Raw genomic sequence first — 14,694 nt, forward strand, 5'->3', positions numbered from 1 at the left:
GGCGGCCCGATCCGTACCCCGGGCACCCCGGTCCACAAGCCGGGCGCCTCAGCCCGCCGCCTCGTGCTCCACCGTGCGGTCCCGGCCGGCCACCACCCCGACGATCATCTGCGGCACCATCAGCCCCGCCATCAGCACGATCGGCAGCCCCCAGCCTCCGCTGTGCTGGTAGAGCACGCCCACCAGCAGCGGCCCGGGGATGGAGATCAGGTAGCCGGTGCTCTGCGCGAAGGCGGACAGCTGGGCCACGCCCCCACCCGTCCGGGCCCGCATGCCGACCATGGTGAGCGCCAGCGGGAAGGCGCAGTTGGCGACTCCCAGAAGCACCGCCCAGGCCCAGGCGCCGGCGGCCGGGGCGAAGTAGAGGCCCGCGTAGCCGATCAGGCCGCTGACTCCCAGGGCGAGCACGATCGGGCCCTGGCGGGGCAGCCGGGCGGCCAGGCGCGGGATGACGAAGGCCAGGGGCACGCCCATCACCATGGTGACGGCCAGCAGCAGTCCGGCCCGGCCGGCGGGAACGCCCGCGTCGCGGAAGATCTGCGCCATCCAGCCCATGGTGATGTAGGCGGCGGTGGCCTGGAGCCCGAAGAAGACGGCCAGCGCCCAGGCCGTAGGGCTGCGGGTGATGCGCAGTACCGGCGTCTGCCCGGCGGGCTCCCCTTGCCCCTGTCCGTCCCGCGGGGGCGACTCCGGCGCTCCGTCCCTCGATGGTGCGCCCCGCTCCCGTACGAACGGGAGCCAGGGCAGGATCGCGGCCGCCGCGAGGGCGGCCCAGACGGCGAGCCCCGCCTGCCAGTCGCCGCCGAGCGCGTCGGTCACCGGGACGGTGATCGCCGCGGCCGAGGCGGTTCCCAGGGCGAGGGCCATCGAGTAGAGCCCGGTCATGGAGCCGACCCGGTCGGGGAACCAGCGTTTGACGATGACCGGCATCAGCACGTTGCTCACGGCTATGCCGGCGAGCGCGAGGCCGCTGGTCAGCAGGAAGGCGGCGGTGGTGCCGACGAAGGGCCGGACCAGCAGACCGGTGGCGATGGCGGCCATGCCCGCGCACACCACCGCGCCGGGGCCGAAGCGGCGGGCCAGGCGGGGCGCGGTGACGCCGAAGACGGCGAAACACAGCGCGGGCAGGGAGGTGAGCAGCCCGGCCACGCTGCCGCTCATGCCGAGCCCGTCGCGCACCTCTTCGAGCAGGGCGCCGAAGCTGGTGATGGCGGGGCGCAGGTTCAGGGCGGCCAGCACGATGCCGACGACGAGCAGCCGTTTCCGCCACGCGCGCGAGGAAGCGCCGGAGTGTTCCCGGGGCGCCGACGCGGCGGGCGTACGGGCGGCGGCGGACGCGGTCGTCCGGGTCTCGTCACCAGTCATACGAGTCATGCGACCCATCATAGAATCATGGGATGATTGGTTGTCCCGGTGGTCCATGGAGAGGACGTCCTACGCGGCCCCTGCCGTGCGAAGGTGAATCATGCCTCTGAGCCATCCGCGCAGATCCGCACTGTCCGAGCAGGTCATCGCCGCCCTGCGGGCCCAGATCACCTCGGGCGAGTGGCCGGTCGGCTCACGCATCCCCACCGAGCCGGAACTGGTGGAGCAGCTGGGGGTCGCCCGCAACACCGTCCGCGAGGCGGTGCGCGCGCTGGCGCACAACGGCCTGCTCGACATTCGCCAGGGCTCGGGCACCTACGTGGTCGCCACCAGCGAGCTGGCAGGCGTGATGCACCGTCGCTTCGCGGGCGCCGACCCCCGGCACGTCGCCGAGCTGCGCTCCTCCCTGGAGTCCTCCGCGGCGCGGCTGGCGGCCCACCGGCGCACGGAGAAGGACCTCAAGCAGCTCGACGCGCTGCTGCAGCGCCGTGAGGAGGCGTGGGAGTCGGGCGACGCGGAGACGTTCGTGACGGCGGACGCGACGTTCCACATGGCTGTCGTGGCGGCCTCGCACAACGACGTGATGACCGCGCTCTACGCGGACCTGGTCGAGGTGCTGCGCGACTGGCTGCGCGACGACGTGGGCGGGGACATGTCGCCGGAGACGCACATGGACCATGGCCGGCTGGTGGACGCTATCCGCGTGGGCGACGAGGCGACGGCGGCCGAGGAGGCCGCCTCCTACCCCATGGCGTGCAAGCCGGGACGGTTCACGGCTCCCACGGCCGACTGACCCGTGGCACGCACGAGGGCCCGCGCTCCCCCGGGAGGCGCGGGCCCTCGTGCGGGGCGTCCGTCAGGCGCCGACGGCGTGCAGACCGCCGTCCACGTGGACGATCTCACCCGTGGTCTTCGGGAACCAGTCGCTCAGCAGGGCGACGACGCCGCGGCCGGCCGGCTCCGGGTCCTTGAGGTCCCACTCCAGCGGGGCGCGGTTGTCCCAGACGGAGGCCAGCTCGGAGAAGCCGGGGATGGACTTGGCGGCCATCGATCCGATGGGGCCGGCGGAGATGAGGTTGCAGCGGATGTTCTGCTTGCCCAGGTCGCGCGCCATGTAGCGGCTGGTGGCCTCCAGGGCGGCCTTCGCCGGACCCATCCAGTCGTACTGCGGCCAGGCGTACTGCGCGTCGAAGGTGAGGCCGACGACGGAGCCGCCGTTCTGCATCAGCGGCAGGCAGGCCATGGTGAGCGACTTCAGGGAGAACGCCGAGACGTGCATGGCCGTGGAGACCGACTCGAACGGCGTGTTCAGGAAGTTGCCGCCGAGGGCGTCCTGCGGCGCGAAGCCGATGGAGTGCACGACGCCGTCCAGGCCGCCGAGCTCCTCGCCGACGACGTCGGCCAGGCGGCCCAGGTGCTCGTCGTTGGTGACGTCGAGCTCGATGACCTTGGTGGGCTTGGGCAGCTTCTTGGCGATGCGCTCGGTCAGGGTGGGCCGCGGGAACGCGGTCAGGATGATCTCGGCACCCTGCTCCTGGGCCAGCTTCGCGGTGTGGAAGGCGATGGAGGACTCCATCAGCACACCGGTGATCAGGACGCGCTTGCCCTCGAGAATTCCGCTCATGTGTGTCAGTGACCCATTCCCAGTCCGCCGTCAACGGGAATGACGGCTCCAGTGATGTACGAGGCGTCGTCCGAGGCGAGGAAGCGCACCGCGGCGGCGATCTCCTCGGTCTTCGCGTACCGGGCGAGCGGCACCTGGGCGAGGATCTTCGCCTGCTGCTCCTCGGTGAGCTCCCGGGTCATGTCGGTGTCGACGAAACCGGGCGCGACGACGTTGAAGGTGATGTTGCGCGAGCCCAGCTCGCGGGCGAGGGACCGCGCGAAGCCCACCAGACCGGCCTTGGAGGCGGCGTAGTTGGCCTGGCCCGCGGAGCCGAGCAGCCCGACGACCGAGGAGATCAGCACGACGCGGCCCTTGCGGGCGCGCAGCATGCCGCGGTTGGCGCGCTTGACGACGCGGAAGGTGCCGGTGAGGTTGGTCTCGAGGACGGACGTGAAGTCTTCCTCGGACATGCGCATCAGGAGCTGGTCCCGGGTGATACCGGCGTTGGCGACGAGCACCTCGACGGGGCCGTGCGCCTCCTCGATCTCCTTGTAGGCCTGCTCCACCTGCTCGGCCTCGGTGATGTCGCACCGGACGGCGAGGAAGCCGGCCGGGGGCTCACCCGAGCGGTACGTGATGGCGACCTTGTCGCCGGCGTCGGCGAACGCGCGGGCGATGGCGAGGCCGATGCCCCGGTTGCCTCCGGTGACGAGAACCGAGCGGCTCAACGGATCACCCCTTCGATAGCGGTCTGGTCCACCCGCCCGGACACCGTGACGACAGGCGGCTGCACCGAAAACCTATCGGTCCCGGTCCGCCGCGGGACATCGGGGCACCGACAGTGGCGTGGGAGCCGCTCTGTCGGGTCCCTACAGAAAGGACCCGGCCGGGCGAGGCGGTCACCTGCCCGGTGACACGAATACGGCGGGGCTCGCCGCAAAGTTGTGGTCCCGGTCCGGTCCGGCGCGACATGATGCGCCGCAGCGCCAACTCGACGCAGCGACAACGGAACGATTCGAACCCGACAGGAAGAGACGTAGGTGTCTCATAGCATTGACGAAGCCTTCACAGCCCTGCCGCTACGCGCCCTCGCCGACGCCGCGCTCGCCCGGGCGCGGGCGCTCGGGGCGGAGCACGCGGACTTCCGTCTGGAGCGGGTGCGCAGCGCCTCCTGGCGGCTGAGGGACGCCAAGCCCGCCGGTTCGTCGGACACCACCGACCTCGGGTACGCGGTGCGGGTGGTGCACGGCGGCACCTGGGGCTTCGCGTCCGGGGTGGACCTCACCCTCGACGCCGCCGCGAAGGTCGCCTCCCAGGCGGTGGCCATGGCGAAGCTGTCCGCGCAGGTGATCAAGGCGGCCGGCAGCGACGTCGGGGCGCCTGCCACGCCTTCCGGGCAGTGGGGGAGGGTGGAGCTGGCCGACGAGCCGGTGCACTCCGAGAAGACCTGGGTGTCGTCGTACGAGATCGACCCGTTCACCGTGCCCGACGAGGAGAAGGCCGGGCTGCTGGCCGAGTGGAGCGGGCGGCTCCTCGCGGCGAACGGCGTGGACCACGTGGACGCCTCACTGCTCACCGTGCACGAGAACAAGTTCTACGCGGACACCGCGGGGACCGTGACCACGCAGCAGCGCGTCCGGCTGCACCCGGTGCTGACGGCGGTGTCCGTCGACGAGTCCAGCGGCGAGTTCGACTCGATGCGCACCCTCGCCCCGCCGGCCGGCCGCGGCTGGGAGTACCTGACGGGCACCGGCTGGGACTGGGACGACGAACTGGCGCGGATCCCCGAGCTGCTCGCGGAGAAGATGCGCGCGCCGAGCGTCGAGCCGGGGCTGTACGACCTGGTGGTGGACCCGTCCAACCTGTGGCTCACCATCCACGAGTCCATCGGGCACGCCACCGAGCTGGACCGCGCCCTCGGCTACGAGGCCGCCTACGCCGGCACCTCGTTCGCCACCTTCGACCAGCTCGGCAAGCTGAAGTACGGCTCCGAGCTGATGAACGTCACCGGCGACCGCACCGCCGAGCACGGCCTGGCGACCGTCGGCTACGACGACGAGGGCGTCGAGGCGCAGTCGTGGGACCTGGTGAAGGACGGCACGCTGGTCGGCTACCAGCTGGACCGGCGGATCGCGAAGCTCACCGGCTTCGAGCGGTCCAACGGGTGTGCGTTCGCCGACTCCCCCGGCCATGTGCCGGTGCAGCGCATGGCCAACGTGTCGCTGCGGCCGGATCCGGCGGGGATGTCCACCGAGGACCTGATCGGGGGCGTCGACCGGGGCATCTACGTGGTCGGCGACCGGTCCTGGTCGATCGACATGCAGCGCTACAACTTCCAGTTCACCGGCCAGCGGTTCTACCGGATCGAGAACGGACGGCTCGCCGGGCAGCTCCGGGACGTCGCCTACCAGGCCACGACCACCGACTTCTGGGGCTCCATGGCCGCCGTCGGCGGTCCGCAGACGTACGTACTGGGCGGCGCCTTCAACTGCGGCAAGGCCCAGCCGGGCCAGGTCGCGGCGGTCTCCCACGGCTGCCCGTCCGCCCTGTTCAAGGGAGTCAACATCCTCAACACCACGCAGGAGGCCGGGCGATGAGCGCGCGCACCACCAAGCCGCACGAGATCGTCGAGCGGGCGCTGGAGCTGTCCCGGTCCGACGGCTGTGTCGTGATCGCCGACGAGCACTCGTCCGCCAACCTCCGCTGGGCAGGCAACGCGCTCACCACGAACGGGGTCACCCGCGGGCGTACTCTCACCGTGATCGCCACGGTGGACGGCGCGCAGGGCACGGCCACCGGGGTGGTGTCCCGGTCCGCGGTGACCGTGGACGAGCTGGAGCCGCTGGTGCGGGCCGCCGAGGCCGCCGCGCGCGGCGCCGGCCCCGCCGAGGACGCCCAGCCGCTGGTGACCGGGGTGGATCCGTCGCCCGAGTTCACCGAGGCGCCGGCCGAGACGGCCTCCGCGGTGTTCGCCGACTTCGCCCCGGCGCTGGGCGAGGCGTTCGCCCGGGCCCGGGCCGGCGGCCGGGAGCTGTACGGCTTCGCCAACCACGAGCTGGTCTCCACCTACCTGGGCACGTCGACGGGGCTGCGGCTGCGGCACGACCAGCCGAACGGGACCCTGGAGATCAACGCCAAGTCCCCGGACCGCACCCGGTCGGCGTGGGCGGGCCGCTCCACCCGCGACTTCAAGGACGTCGACCCGGCCGCGCTGGACGCCGAGCTGGCCGTACGCCTCGGCTGGGCGGAGCGGAGGCTGGAGCTGCCGGCGGGCCGGTACGAGACGCTGCTGCCGCCGAGCGCGGTGGCGGACCTGCTGATCTACCAGTTCTGGTCGGCGTCCGGGCGGGACGCGGCGGAGGGCCGCACGGTGTTCTCCACGCCGGGCGGCGGCACCCGCGTCGGCGAGCGGCTGACCCAGCTGCCTCTGACGCTGCGCAGCGACCCGAACGAGCCGGGCCTCGAGTCGGCGCCGTTCGTGATCGCGCACTCCTCCGGCGGCGACCAGTCGGTGTTCGACAACGGGCTGCCACTGTCGGTGACGGACTGGTTGCGCGAGGGCGAGCTGCACCGGCTGACCACCAGCCGGCACAGCGCGGGCCTCACCGGTCTGCCGACCGCGCCGGCCGTCGACAACCTGATCCTGGACGGCGGCGAGGACCGTTCGCTCGAGGAGATGGTCGCGGCCACGGACCGGGGGCTGCTGCTGACCTGCCTGTGGTACATCCGCGAGGTGGACCCGGCGACGCTGCTGCTTACCGGGCTGACCAGGGACGGCGTCTATCTGGTGGAGAACGGCGAGGTCACCGGCGAGGTGAACAACTTCCGGTTCAACGAGTCGCCGGTGGACCTGCTGGGCCGGGCGGCCGAGGCGGGCCGTACGGAGAAGACGCTGCCCCGGGAGTGGAGCGACTGGTTCACCCGGGCCGCGATGCCCCCGCTGCGCATCCCCGATTTCAATATGAGCTCGGTCAGCCGGGGCGTATAACCTCGTAGGCGTTCGCAGCAGGCCGTCGCCCGTACGGCCGCAGATCACCGAGGAGACACGAGAACCGTGACGGACATCGTCGACGAGCTGAAGTGGCGCGGGCTGTTCGCCCAGTCCACTGACGAGGACGCTTTGCGCAAGGCGCTCGCGGACGGTCCCGTCACGTTCTATTGCGGCTTCGACCCGACCGCGCCGTCGCTGCACGTGGGGCATCTGGTGCAGGTGCTCACCGTGCGCCGGCTCCAGCAGGCCGGTCACCGGCCGCTGGCGCTGGTGGGTGGCGCGACCGGGCAGATCGGCGACCCGCGGCCGACGGCCGAGCGCACGCTGAACTCGCCGGAGACGGTCGCGGGCTGGGTCGAGCGGCTGCGGAGCCAGATCGAGCCGTTCCTGTCCTTCGAGGGCGAGAACGCGGCCGTGATGGTCAACAACCTCGACTGGACGGCGAACCTGTCCGCGATCGAGTTCCTCCGGGACATCGGCAAGCACTTCCGTGTCAACAAGATGCTGACGAAGGACTCGGTCGCCCGGCGTCTGGAGTCCTCCGAGGGCATCAGCTACACGGAGTTCAGCTACCAGCTGCTCCAGGCGATGGACTTCCTCCAGCTGTACCGCCGCTACGGCTGCACGATGCAGCAGGGCGGCAGCGACCAGTGGGGCAACCTCACGGCCGGCCTCGACCTGCTGCACCGGCTGGAGCCGGACGCCACGGTCCACGCGTACGCGACGCCGCTGATGACGAAGGCGGACGGCACCAAGTTCGGCAAGACCGAGGGCGGCGCCGTCTGGCTGGACCCGGAGATGACCACGCCGTACGCGTTCTACCAGTTCTGGCTGAACGTGGACGACCGGGACATCTCGGGCTACATGCGGATCCTGTCCTTCAAGTCCCGTGAGGAGCTGGAGGAGCTGGAGCGGCAGACGGAGGAGCGTCCGCAGGCGCGTGCCGCGCAGCGCGCGCTGGCGGAGGAGCTGACGACGCTGGTGCACGGCGCCGACCAGACGGCCGCCGTGATCGCCGCGTCGAAGGCCCTGTTCGGTCAGGGCGAGCTGGGTGAGCTGGACGAGCGCACGCTGGCGGCGGCGCTCTCCGAGGTGCCGCACGTGAAGGTGGCCGAGCTGGGTCCGGTGGTGGACCTGTTCGCCGAGGTCGGCCTGGTGCCCAGCAAGTCCGCCGCGCGGCGCACGGTGAAGGAGGGCGGCGCCTACGTGAACAACGTCAAGGTCGCCGCCGAGGACGCCGTCCCCGCGAAGGAGGACCTGCTGCACGGGCGCTGGCTGGTGCTGCGCCGCGGCAAGAAGAACCTGGCGGCCGTGGAGGTCGCGGCCGGCTGAGCCGGCGGTGTGCGTGAGGGGCGGGCCCCGTGCGGGGCCCGCCCCTCCGCCGCGCCTGACCGCCGGCGGTCAGGCCCGCCGGCTCTCGTACTTCCTGCGCTTCATCGAGTTGTAGATCATCTCCGCGAGCAGCACGACGACGATGGCCGCGCCGAGCTGGAAGATGTGCCGTCCCCAGTCGATGCCCCGGGTCTCCTCGATGCCGAAGCCGCGCGCGATGGCGTTGCCGATGACCGCGCCGATCATGCCGCAGATGGTGGCCAGCCAGAGCGGGATGTGCTGCTTCCCGGGGATCACCGCCTTGGCGAGCAGGCCGAGCACGAATCCCACGATGATCGCCCACAACCAGCCCATGACTGCCTCCTCGTACGACTTGACGCGAGCATCACGGCAAGTGTCGGCCCGGTCGCACTACGCCGCATGTCGGACATGCCGTACGCGGTACGGCGCAGCCGGGCGGCGCGGAGCGGGGTGACCCGCTCTCGTGACCGGGCGGGGCGCGGCGTACCGTTGGCCTTGTCCGGAAGGGTCCGATGCGGGCGGATGGTGGAATGTGATGCGGAAGCAGCGTGGCGGCGGCGCTCAGGTGTTCCGGATCACGGGCGCCCGGGCGGGCCTCCAGGAGGACGTGCGGGGACGGCAGCGCCGGTACGTGATCTCGATGGTCGTTCGCACGATCTCGGTCATCCTGGCGGCCACCCTGTGGAACGTGGAGCGGCACGTCGCGATCGTGGCACTGGTGCTCGGGGCGGTCCTGCCGTACATCGCCGTGGTGATCGCCAACGCGGGCCGGGAGAACGCTCCGTCCCTGCCGTCGACCTTCGTGACGACCCCGATGAAGCAGATGATCGCACCGCCGCGGACGAACGACGGTGCGACGGAACCCGATCCGGAAGAAGTGGCGTCGCACACGGCGCCGGGCGCACGATCCGAGGATCCGGGACGCCCTTGAGGAGCGGGGCGTGAGCGCGGGCCGCCGGGAGCGGAAGTAACTTCCCGGTCAACCTCAAAGAATCCTCAGATCAATCATGTTCTTTCGGTGCCGGGGGCGGGGTGACCCGTGACATACTTCGTACGCGCTCCGCATCCCCCGTCGGAGCGACGGACCGACGCCGGGCAGCTCCCCCCGTGGCTGCTCGGCGTCGCCTTTTCCGCGGGGCGTATGTCCCTCCTGCGCACGGGTTAGGGTCGGACGGTGATCAACCCCGACCCCGAGACGCCCATCTGTTCCGCGAAGGGCTGCCGCGCCCCCGCCGAGTGGGTGCTGGCCTGGAACAACCCGAAGATCCACACGCCGGAGCGGCGCAAGACGTGGCTGGCCTGCGACGAGCACCGGGAGCATCTGGCGCAGTTCCTCGGCGTGCGCGGCTTCCTGAAGGACGTGGTGCGCTTCGAGGAGTGGGAGGCCCCGGAGGGGGCCTGAGCCCTCCCCGGCCGGAACGTCCCCGGGGGCTCAGCCGCCGATGGCGGACATCGGGCGGTCCGGCTGGACGAACGTGGGGTCGTCGAGGCCCGCGCCCGCCTTCTTGCCCCACATGGCCAGCTTCCAGATGCGGGCGATCTCCTCGTCGTCCGCGTCGGAGCGCAGGGCCGCGCGCAGGTCGGTCTCCTCGGTGGCGAACAGACAGGTGCGGACCTGTCCGTCGGCGGTGAGGCGGGTGCGGTCGCAGGCGGCGCAGAAGGGCCGGGTGACGGAGGCGATGACGCCCACCCGGTGCGGTCCGCCGTCGACCAGCCAGCGCTCGGCGGGGGCGGAGCCGCGCTTCTCCTCGCCCTCGGGGGTCAGCTCGAAGCGGGTGCGCAGGGAGGCGAGGATGTCCCCCGCGGTGATCATGCCGTCGCGCTTCCAGCCGTGCTGGGCGTCCAGCGGCATCTGCTCGATGAACCGCAGCTCGTAGTCGTGCTCGACGGCCCAGGCGAGCAGGTCGGGGGCCTCGTCGTCGTTGAGCCCCGGCATCAGGACCGAGTTGACCTTCACGGGTGTCAGACCGGCCTCGCGGGCCGCGTACAGGCCGTCCAGGACGTCCTGGTGGCGGTCGCGGCGGGTCAGGGTCTTGAAGACGTCGGGGCGGAGCGTGTCCAGCGAGACGTTGACCCGGTCCAGGCCGGCCGCCTTGAGTGCGTCGGCGGTGCGGCGCAGTCCGATGCCGTTGGTGGTGAGGGACATCTGCGGGCGGGGCTCCAGGGCGGCGACCCGCTCCACGATGCCGACCAGGCCGGGTCGGAGCAGGGGCTCACCACCGGTGAAGCGCACCTCCTCGATGCCCAGGGAGGTGACCGCGATGTCGATCAGCCGGACGATCTCGTCGTCGGTGAGCAGATCGGGCTTGGCGAGCCACTGCAGTCCTTCCTCGGGCATGCAGTACGTGCAGCGCAGGTTGCACCGGTCGGTGAGCGAGACCCGCAGGTCGGTCGCCACTCGGCCGTAGATGTCGATGAGCACGTGGGGCCCCTCCCTGTACGCCGATCTCTCGATGTCCGGTACTTGCGAGCGTACGTGACGCCGCCGACATCACCCAGCGGCGCGATGTGACGAGATGCCGACGGCCGCGTCGTACGGACCTACGAGGGTCCGTACGACGCGGCCGTCGCGCGCGGTGTCCGTCAGTGGGCGCCGGTGCCGGTCAGGGACCGGACCTCCAGCTCCGCGTACTTCTTGGCGTCGGGCTCCTCCTTGGACAGGACGGTGCCCAGCCAGCCCATCAGGAAGCCGAAGGGGATGGAGATGATGCCCGGGTTCTTCAGCGGGAACCAGGCGAAGTCGACGTCCGGGAACATCGCCTTCGGGTCGCCGGAGACGACCGGCGAGAAGAGCACCAGGCCGACGGCGACGATCAGACCGCCGTAGATCGACCACAGCGCGCCCTGGGTGGTGAACCGCTTCCAGAAGAGGCTGTAGAGGATGGTCGGCAGGTTGGCCGAGGCCGCGACCGCGAAGGCCAGGGCGACCAGGCCGGCGACGTTCAGGTCGCGGGCGAGGGCGCCGAGCGCGATGGAGACGATGCCGATGAGAACGGTCGCCCAGCGGGCCGCCCTCATCTCCTCCTTCTCGGTGGCCTTCCCCTTGCGGATGACGTTGGCGTAGATGTCGTGCGCGAAGGAGGACGACGAGGCCAGCGTGAGGCCGGCGACCACGGCGAGGATGGTGGCGAACGCGACCGCCGAGATGGTGGCGAGCAGGATCGCGCCCCAGGCCGAGTCGACGCCGCCGAGGTGCAGGGCGAGCAGTGGTGCCGCCGTGTTGCCGGACGGATTGGACGCGATGATCTCGTCCTGCGAGATGAGTGCCGCCGCGCCGAAGCCGAGCGCGATGGTCATCAGGTAGAAGCCGCCGATGATGCCGATGGCCCAGTTGACGGATTTACGGGCGGCCTTGGCGTTCGGCACCGTGTAGAAGCGGATCAGGATGTGCGGCAGGCCGGCGGTGCCGAGCACCAGGGCGATGCCCAGGGAGAGGAAGTCCAGCTTGGTGAGGTTGTCGGCGCCGTACTGGAGGCCGGGCTCCAGGAAGGCGTCGCCCTTGCCGCTGTTCTCGGCGGCCTTGCCCAGCAGGTCCGAGATGTTGAAGTTGAACTTCAGCAGCACCAGGAAGGTGATGAGGATCGTGCCGCCGATGAGCAGCACGGCCTTGACCATCTGCACCCAGGTGGTGCCCTTCATGCCGCCGATGGACACGTACACGATCATCAGGACGCCGACGAGGGCGACGATGAGGACCTTGCCGGCGTCGGAGGTGATGCCGAGCAGCAGGGAGACGAGCACGCCCGCGCCCGCCATCTGGGCCAGCAGGTAGAAGATCGACACGACGATGGTGGAGGTGCCGGCGGCGGTGCGGACCGGACGCTGGCGCATGCGGTAGGCGAGGACGTCGCCCATCGTGTAGCGGCCGGAGTTGCGCAGCGGCTCGGCGACGAGCAGCAGGGCGACGAGCCAGGCGACCAGGAAGCCGATGGAGTAGAGGAAGCCGTCGTAGCCGAAGAGGGCGATGGCGCCGGCGATGCCGAGGAAGGACGCGGCGGACATGTAGTCGCCGGAGACGGCCAGTCCGTTCTGGAAGGCGCTGAACTGCCGTCCGCCCGCGTAGAAGTCTGCGGCGTCCTTGGTCTGCCGGCCGGCCCACACGGTGATGCCGAGGGTGGCGACCACGAAGAGCGCGAACAGCGTGATGATCAGCGGCCGGTGCTCGCTGGCCTCGTTCGCGGCGAGGGTGACATGGGTGATCGCGGGGCTCATGCGCCGCCCTCCATACGGGTCTTGATGGCCTCGGCCTTGGGGTCGAGCTTGGCGGCGGCGTGCTTGGAGTACCACCAGGCGATGAGGAAGGTGCTGACGAACTGCAGCACGCCGAAGACGAAGGCGACGTTGATGTTGCCGGCGAGCTTGGTGCCCATGAAGCCGCCCGCGTAGTTGGACAGCAGCACGTACAGCAGGTACCAGACGATGAAGCCGATGGTCAGCGGGAAGGCGAACGAACGGTAGGAGCGGCGTAGTTCACCGAACTCAGCGCTCTCCTGAACCTCGGTGAACTCCTCCGGCGTGGGGAGTTTGGCTTTCTGTGTCGAGGGGGGCGGTGCTTCGGCGGCCACGGAGTCTCCTCGCGTTGCGGGTCGGTTCTTGAGTCGACGAAGGCGAGTGTCCTCGCGCTTCCTGCCCAAGGGCACGGCGCCACGCGAGGACCGGTTCAACTCGGTTCGGTTCTTTTCCGTGGACGTTTTCCGAAGACGTTGCACGCAAATCATTGCTGGCCAGCGGACGGGCGGGATAGCTTCACCCTGCACCACCCGTCATGTACCTGCCCGGGCAGCCACCCCTGTCTCGGGCCGGTTTCGTTTCCGGATGATGTGGAGACCCCATGGCTCATCTGCGTTCCAGACGCCGGCTCGCCCTCGCCGTTCCCGTCGTGCTGTCGCTGACCGCCTCGCTCGGCTTCCTGCCCGCGGCGGCCTCGGCCGCACCGGCCACGCCCACGGCCGCGGCGGAGCAGGCGGCGGACGCGCCCGTCCTGGCGTACGTCGTCAACACCAGGACGGACCACCGCACGATCGCCAAGGTGAAGCGGGCGATCGCCGCAGCGGACGGCGAGATCGTCATCGCGTACGAGAAGATCGGCGTCATCGTCGTCCGCTCCGCGAACGGCGACTTCGCCAAGACCCTCCGCAAGGTGCCCGGCGTGCAGTCGGCCGGAGCCACCCGCACCGCCCCGCTGACCCCCGCCGGGACCACGGACGCCGGCTCCGCCGAGTACCTGACGGCCGCCGACGCCGCGAAGCTGAAGGCCGCGTCCGCGAAGACGCCGGGCAGCGAGCCGATCGAGGCCGACCAGTGGGACCTGCGCGCCATCGGCGCCGACAAGGCCGCGAAGATCAACCCGGGCAGCAGGAACGTCACGGTCGCCGTCATCGACACCGGCGTCGACGACACCCACCCGGACCTCGCCCCGAACTTCTCGAAGTCCCAGTCCGCCAACTGCTTCGGCGGCGCCCCGGACACCACCCCGGGCGCCTGGCGGCCGTACACCGCGGACGACTACCACGGCACGCACGTGGCCGGTGAGATCGCCGCCGCCCGCAACGGCGTCGGCGTGGCCGGTGTCGCGCCCGGCGTGAAGGTCTCGGCGATCAACGTCACCGACCCCGCCAACGGGCTGTTCTACGCGGAGGCCGTCGTCTGCGCGTTCGTGTTCGCCGCCGACCGCGGCGTGGAGATCACGAACAACAGCTACTACGTCGACCCGTGGATGTACAACTGCATGGACGACCCCGACCAGCGGGCCATCGTCGACGCGGTCAACCGCGCCCAGCTGTACGCCCAGCGCAAGGGCACCCTGCACTTCGCCTCGGCCGGCAACTCCAACCACGACCTGGCCTCGGACGCGATCGACGACACGTCCAGCCCCAACGACACCACTCCGGTGCCGCGCACCATCGACCCGAGCGAGTGCTTCGACCTGCCCACGCAGCTCCCGGGCGTCGTCACGATCAGCGCAACGGGCTCCGAGAACCTCAAGTCGTACTACTCCTCGTACGGCAAGGGCGTCGTCGACGTGGCCGCGCCGGGCGGCGACGGCCGCTACCAGACGCCGGACACCCCGTCGAAGAACGGCCGCATCCTGTCCACGATGCCGAACGGCGAGTACGCCTGGCTCCAGGGCACCTCGATGGCCTCCCCGCACGCGGCCGGCGTCGCGGCGCTGCTGAAGTCCAAGCACCCGTGGCTGCCCCCGGCGGCTCTGCAGGCGCTGCTCAAGGCGCAGGCGAACAACCCGGGCTGCCCCGCATCGTACGACCAGGACGGTGACGGAACGCAGGACGCGACATGCGAGGGCGGCCGACAGGTCAACGGCTTCTACGGGCACGGCATCGTCGACGCGCTCCGCGCCGTCAAGTGAACCTGGCCCCCG

14 protein-coding genes are annotated in these 14,694 nt (G+C 70.8%); 7 read left to right on the forward strand and 7 right to left on the reverse strand.

Annotated features, from left to right (window positions below):
* Window positions 1–48 precede the first annotated feature (48 nt).
* Window positions 49–1,365 (reverse strand): CynX/NimT family MFS transporter, encoded by a 1,317-nt coding sequence (locus ACF1AG_RS25590; RefSeq protein WP_391810489.1) that lies wholly within the window; start codon window positions 1,363–1,365, stop codon window positions 49–51.
* A 100-nt stretch (window positions 1,366–1,465) separates the two neighbouring features.
* Between ACF1AG_RS25590 and ACF1AG_RS25595 the strand changes: the two genes are divergently transcribed.
* Window positions 1,466–2,158, forward strand: coding sequence for a FadR/GntR family transcriptional regulator (locus ACF1AG_RS25595; RefSeq protein ID WP_359606062.1), 693 nt, complete (start codon window positions 1,466–1,468; stop codon window positions 2,156–2,158).
* Window positions 2,159–2,221: 63 nt separating this feature from the next.
* Here ACF1AG_RS25595 and fabI read toward each other — a convergent pair whose 3' ends face one another.
* On the reverse strand, window positions 2,222–2,989 hold the full coding sequence (fabI, locus tag ACF1AG_RS25600; protein WP_359606064.1) for an enoyl-ACP reductase FabI: 768 nt from the start codon (window positions 2,987–2,989) through the stop codon (window positions 2,222–2,224).
* 5 nt (window positions 2,990–2,994) lie between these two features.
* Window positions 2,995–3,699 carry a 3-oxoacyl-[acyl-carrier-protein] reductase gene (gene fabG, locus ACF1AG_RS25605; protein WP_387794823.1) on the reverse strand — a complete coding sequence of 235 codons (705 nt, stop codon included), beginning with the start codon at window positions 3,697–3,699 and terminating at the stop codon, window positions 2,995–2,997.
* A gap of 312 nt (window positions 3,700–4,011) precedes the next feature.
* Between fabG and ACF1AG_RS25610 the strand changes: the two genes are divergently transcribed.
* The 3 genes from ACF1AG_RS25610 (at window position 4,012) to tyrS (ending at window position 8,294) form a co-directional block, all read left to right on the forward strand.
* Window positions 4,012–5,568 (forward strand): TldD/PmbA family protein, encoded by a 1,557-nt coding sequence (locus ACF1AG_RS25610; protein WP_359606066.1) that lies wholly within the window; start codon window positions 4,012–4,014, stop codon window positions 5,566–5,568.
* Window positions 5,565–6,959, forward strand: coding sequence for a metallopeptidase TldD-related protein (locus tag ACF1AG_RS25615; RefSeq protein WP_359606068.1), 1,395 nt, complete (start codon window positions 5,565–5,567; stop codon window positions 6,957–6,959). The genes ACF1AG_RS25610 and ACF1AG_RS25615 overlap by 4 nt, the downstream gene beginning before the upstream one ends.
* Window positions 6,960–7,025: 66 nt before the next feature.
* Window positions 7,026–8,294, forward strand: a complete 1,269-nt coding sequence (tyrS, locus tag ACF1AG_RS25620; RefSeq protein WP_359748081.1) for a tyrosine--tRNA ligase — start codon at window positions 7,026–7,028, stop codon at window positions 8,292–8,294.
* 69 nt (window positions 8,295–8,363) lie between these two features.
* Here the strand turns inward: tyrS and ACF1AG_RS25625 are convergent, their stop codons facing one another.
* Window positions 8,364–8,648 carry a GlsB/YeaQ/YmgE family stress response membrane protein gene (locus ACF1AG_RS25625; protein WP_359608097.1) on the reverse strand — a complete coding sequence of 95 codons (285 nt, stop codon included), beginning with the start codon at window positions 8,646–8,648 and terminating at the stop codon, window positions 8,364–8,366.
* A gap of 202 nt (window positions 8,649–8,850) precedes the next feature.
* Between ACF1AG_RS25625 and ACF1AG_RS25630 the strand changes: the two genes are divergently transcribed.
* Together ACF1AG_RS25630 and ACF1AG_RS25635 are read left to right on the forward strand one after the other, a co-directional pair.
* Window positions 8,851–9,246, forward strand: coding sequence for a DUF3099 domain-containing protein (locus tag ACF1AG_RS25630; RefSeq protein WP_359748077.1), 396 nt, complete (start codon window positions 8,851–8,853; stop codon window positions 9,244–9,246).
* A gap of 243 nt (window positions 9,247–9,489) precedes the next feature.
* Window positions 9,490–9,717 (forward strand): hypothetical protein, encoded by a 228-nt coding sequence (locus tag ACF1AG_RS25635; RefSeq protein ID WP_359608101.1) that lies wholly within the window; start codon window positions 9,490–9,492, stop codon window positions 9,715–9,717.
* Between the two features lie 30 nt (window positions 9,718–9,747).
* Here the strand turns inward: ACF1AG_RS25635 and moaA are convergent, their stop codons facing one another.
* From moaA to ACF1AG_RS25650, 3 genes are all read right to left on the reverse strand, one after another.
* A complete protein-coding gene (gene moaA / locus ACF1AG_RS25640; protein WP_391810469.1) occupies window positions 9,748–10,737 on the reverse strand; it encodes a GTP 3',8-cyclase MoaA in 990 nt (329 codons plus the stop codon).
* 161 nt (window positions 10,738–10,898) lie between these two features.
* The gene (locus tag ACF1AG_RS25645) at window positions 10,899–12,527 is read right to left on the reverse strand and encodes a cation acetate symporter (RefSeq protein WP_359601521.1); all 1,629 of its coding nucleotides are present in this window, start codon (window positions 12,525–12,527) and stop codon (window positions 10,899–10,901) included.
* Complete coding sequence (locus ACF1AG_RS25650; RefSeq protein WP_359601520.1) at window positions 12,524–12,880, reverse strand: DUF485 domain-containing protein; 357 nt, start codon at window positions 12,878–12,880, stop codon at window positions 12,524–12,526. The genes ACF1AG_RS25645 and ACF1AG_RS25650 overlap by 4 nt, the downstream gene beginning before the upstream one ends.
* A gap of 266 nt (window positions 12,881–13,146) precedes the next feature.
* Between ACF1AG_RS25650 and ACF1AG_RS25655 the strand changes: the two genes are divergently transcribed.
* Window positions 13,147–14,682, forward strand: coding sequence for a S8 family serine peptidase (locus ACF1AG_RS25655; RefSeq protein WP_391810470.1), 1,536 nt, complete (start codon window positions 13,147–13,149; stop codon window positions 14,680–14,682).
* Window positions 14,683–14,694 lie beyond the last annotated feature (12 nt).

It is taken from the genome of Streptomyces sp. NPDC014764 (assembly GCF_043082785.1).
Lineage (GTDB): Bacteria > Actinomycetota > Actinomycetes > Streptomycetales > Streptomycetaceae > Streptomyces > Streptomyces althioticus.

Excerpts from the sequence above, each read along its gene's own strand:
- ACF1AG_RS25590 (WP_391810489.1), bottom strand. The coding sequence starts at position 1,365 with ATGACTGGTGACGAGACCCGGACGACCGCGTCCGCCGCCGCCCGTACG.
- ACF1AG_RS25595 (WP_359606062.1), top strand. The coding sequence starts at position 1,466 with ATGCCTCTGAGCCATCCGCGCAGATCCGCACTGTCCGAGCAGGTCATC.
- fabI (WP_359606064.1), bottom strand. The coding sequence starts at position 2,989 with ATGAGCGGAATTCTCGAGGGCAAGCGCGTCCTGATCACCGGTGTGCTG.
- ACF1AG_RS25615 (WP_359606068.1), top strand. The coding sequence starts at position 5,565 with ATGAGCGCGCGCACCACCAAGCCGCACGAGATCGTCGAGCGGGCGCTG.
- ACF1AG_RS25625 (WP_359608097.1), bottom strand. The coding sequence starts at position 8,648 with ATGGGCTGGTTGTGGGCGATCATCGTGGGATTCGTGCTCGGCCTGCTC.
- ACF1AG_RS25630 (WP_359748077.1), top strand. The coding sequence starts at position 8,851 with ATGCGGAAGCAGCGTGGCGGCGGCGCTCAGGTGTTCCGGATCACGGGC.
- ACF1AG_RS25645 (WP_359601521.1), bottom strand. The coding sequence starts at position 12,527 with ATGAGCCCCGCGATCACCCATGTCACCCTCGCCGCGAACGAGGCCAGC.
- ACF1AG_RS25655 (WP_391810470.1), top strand. The coding sequence starts at position 13,147 with ATGGCTCATCTGCGTTCCAGACGCCGGCTCGCCCTCGCCGTTCCCGTC.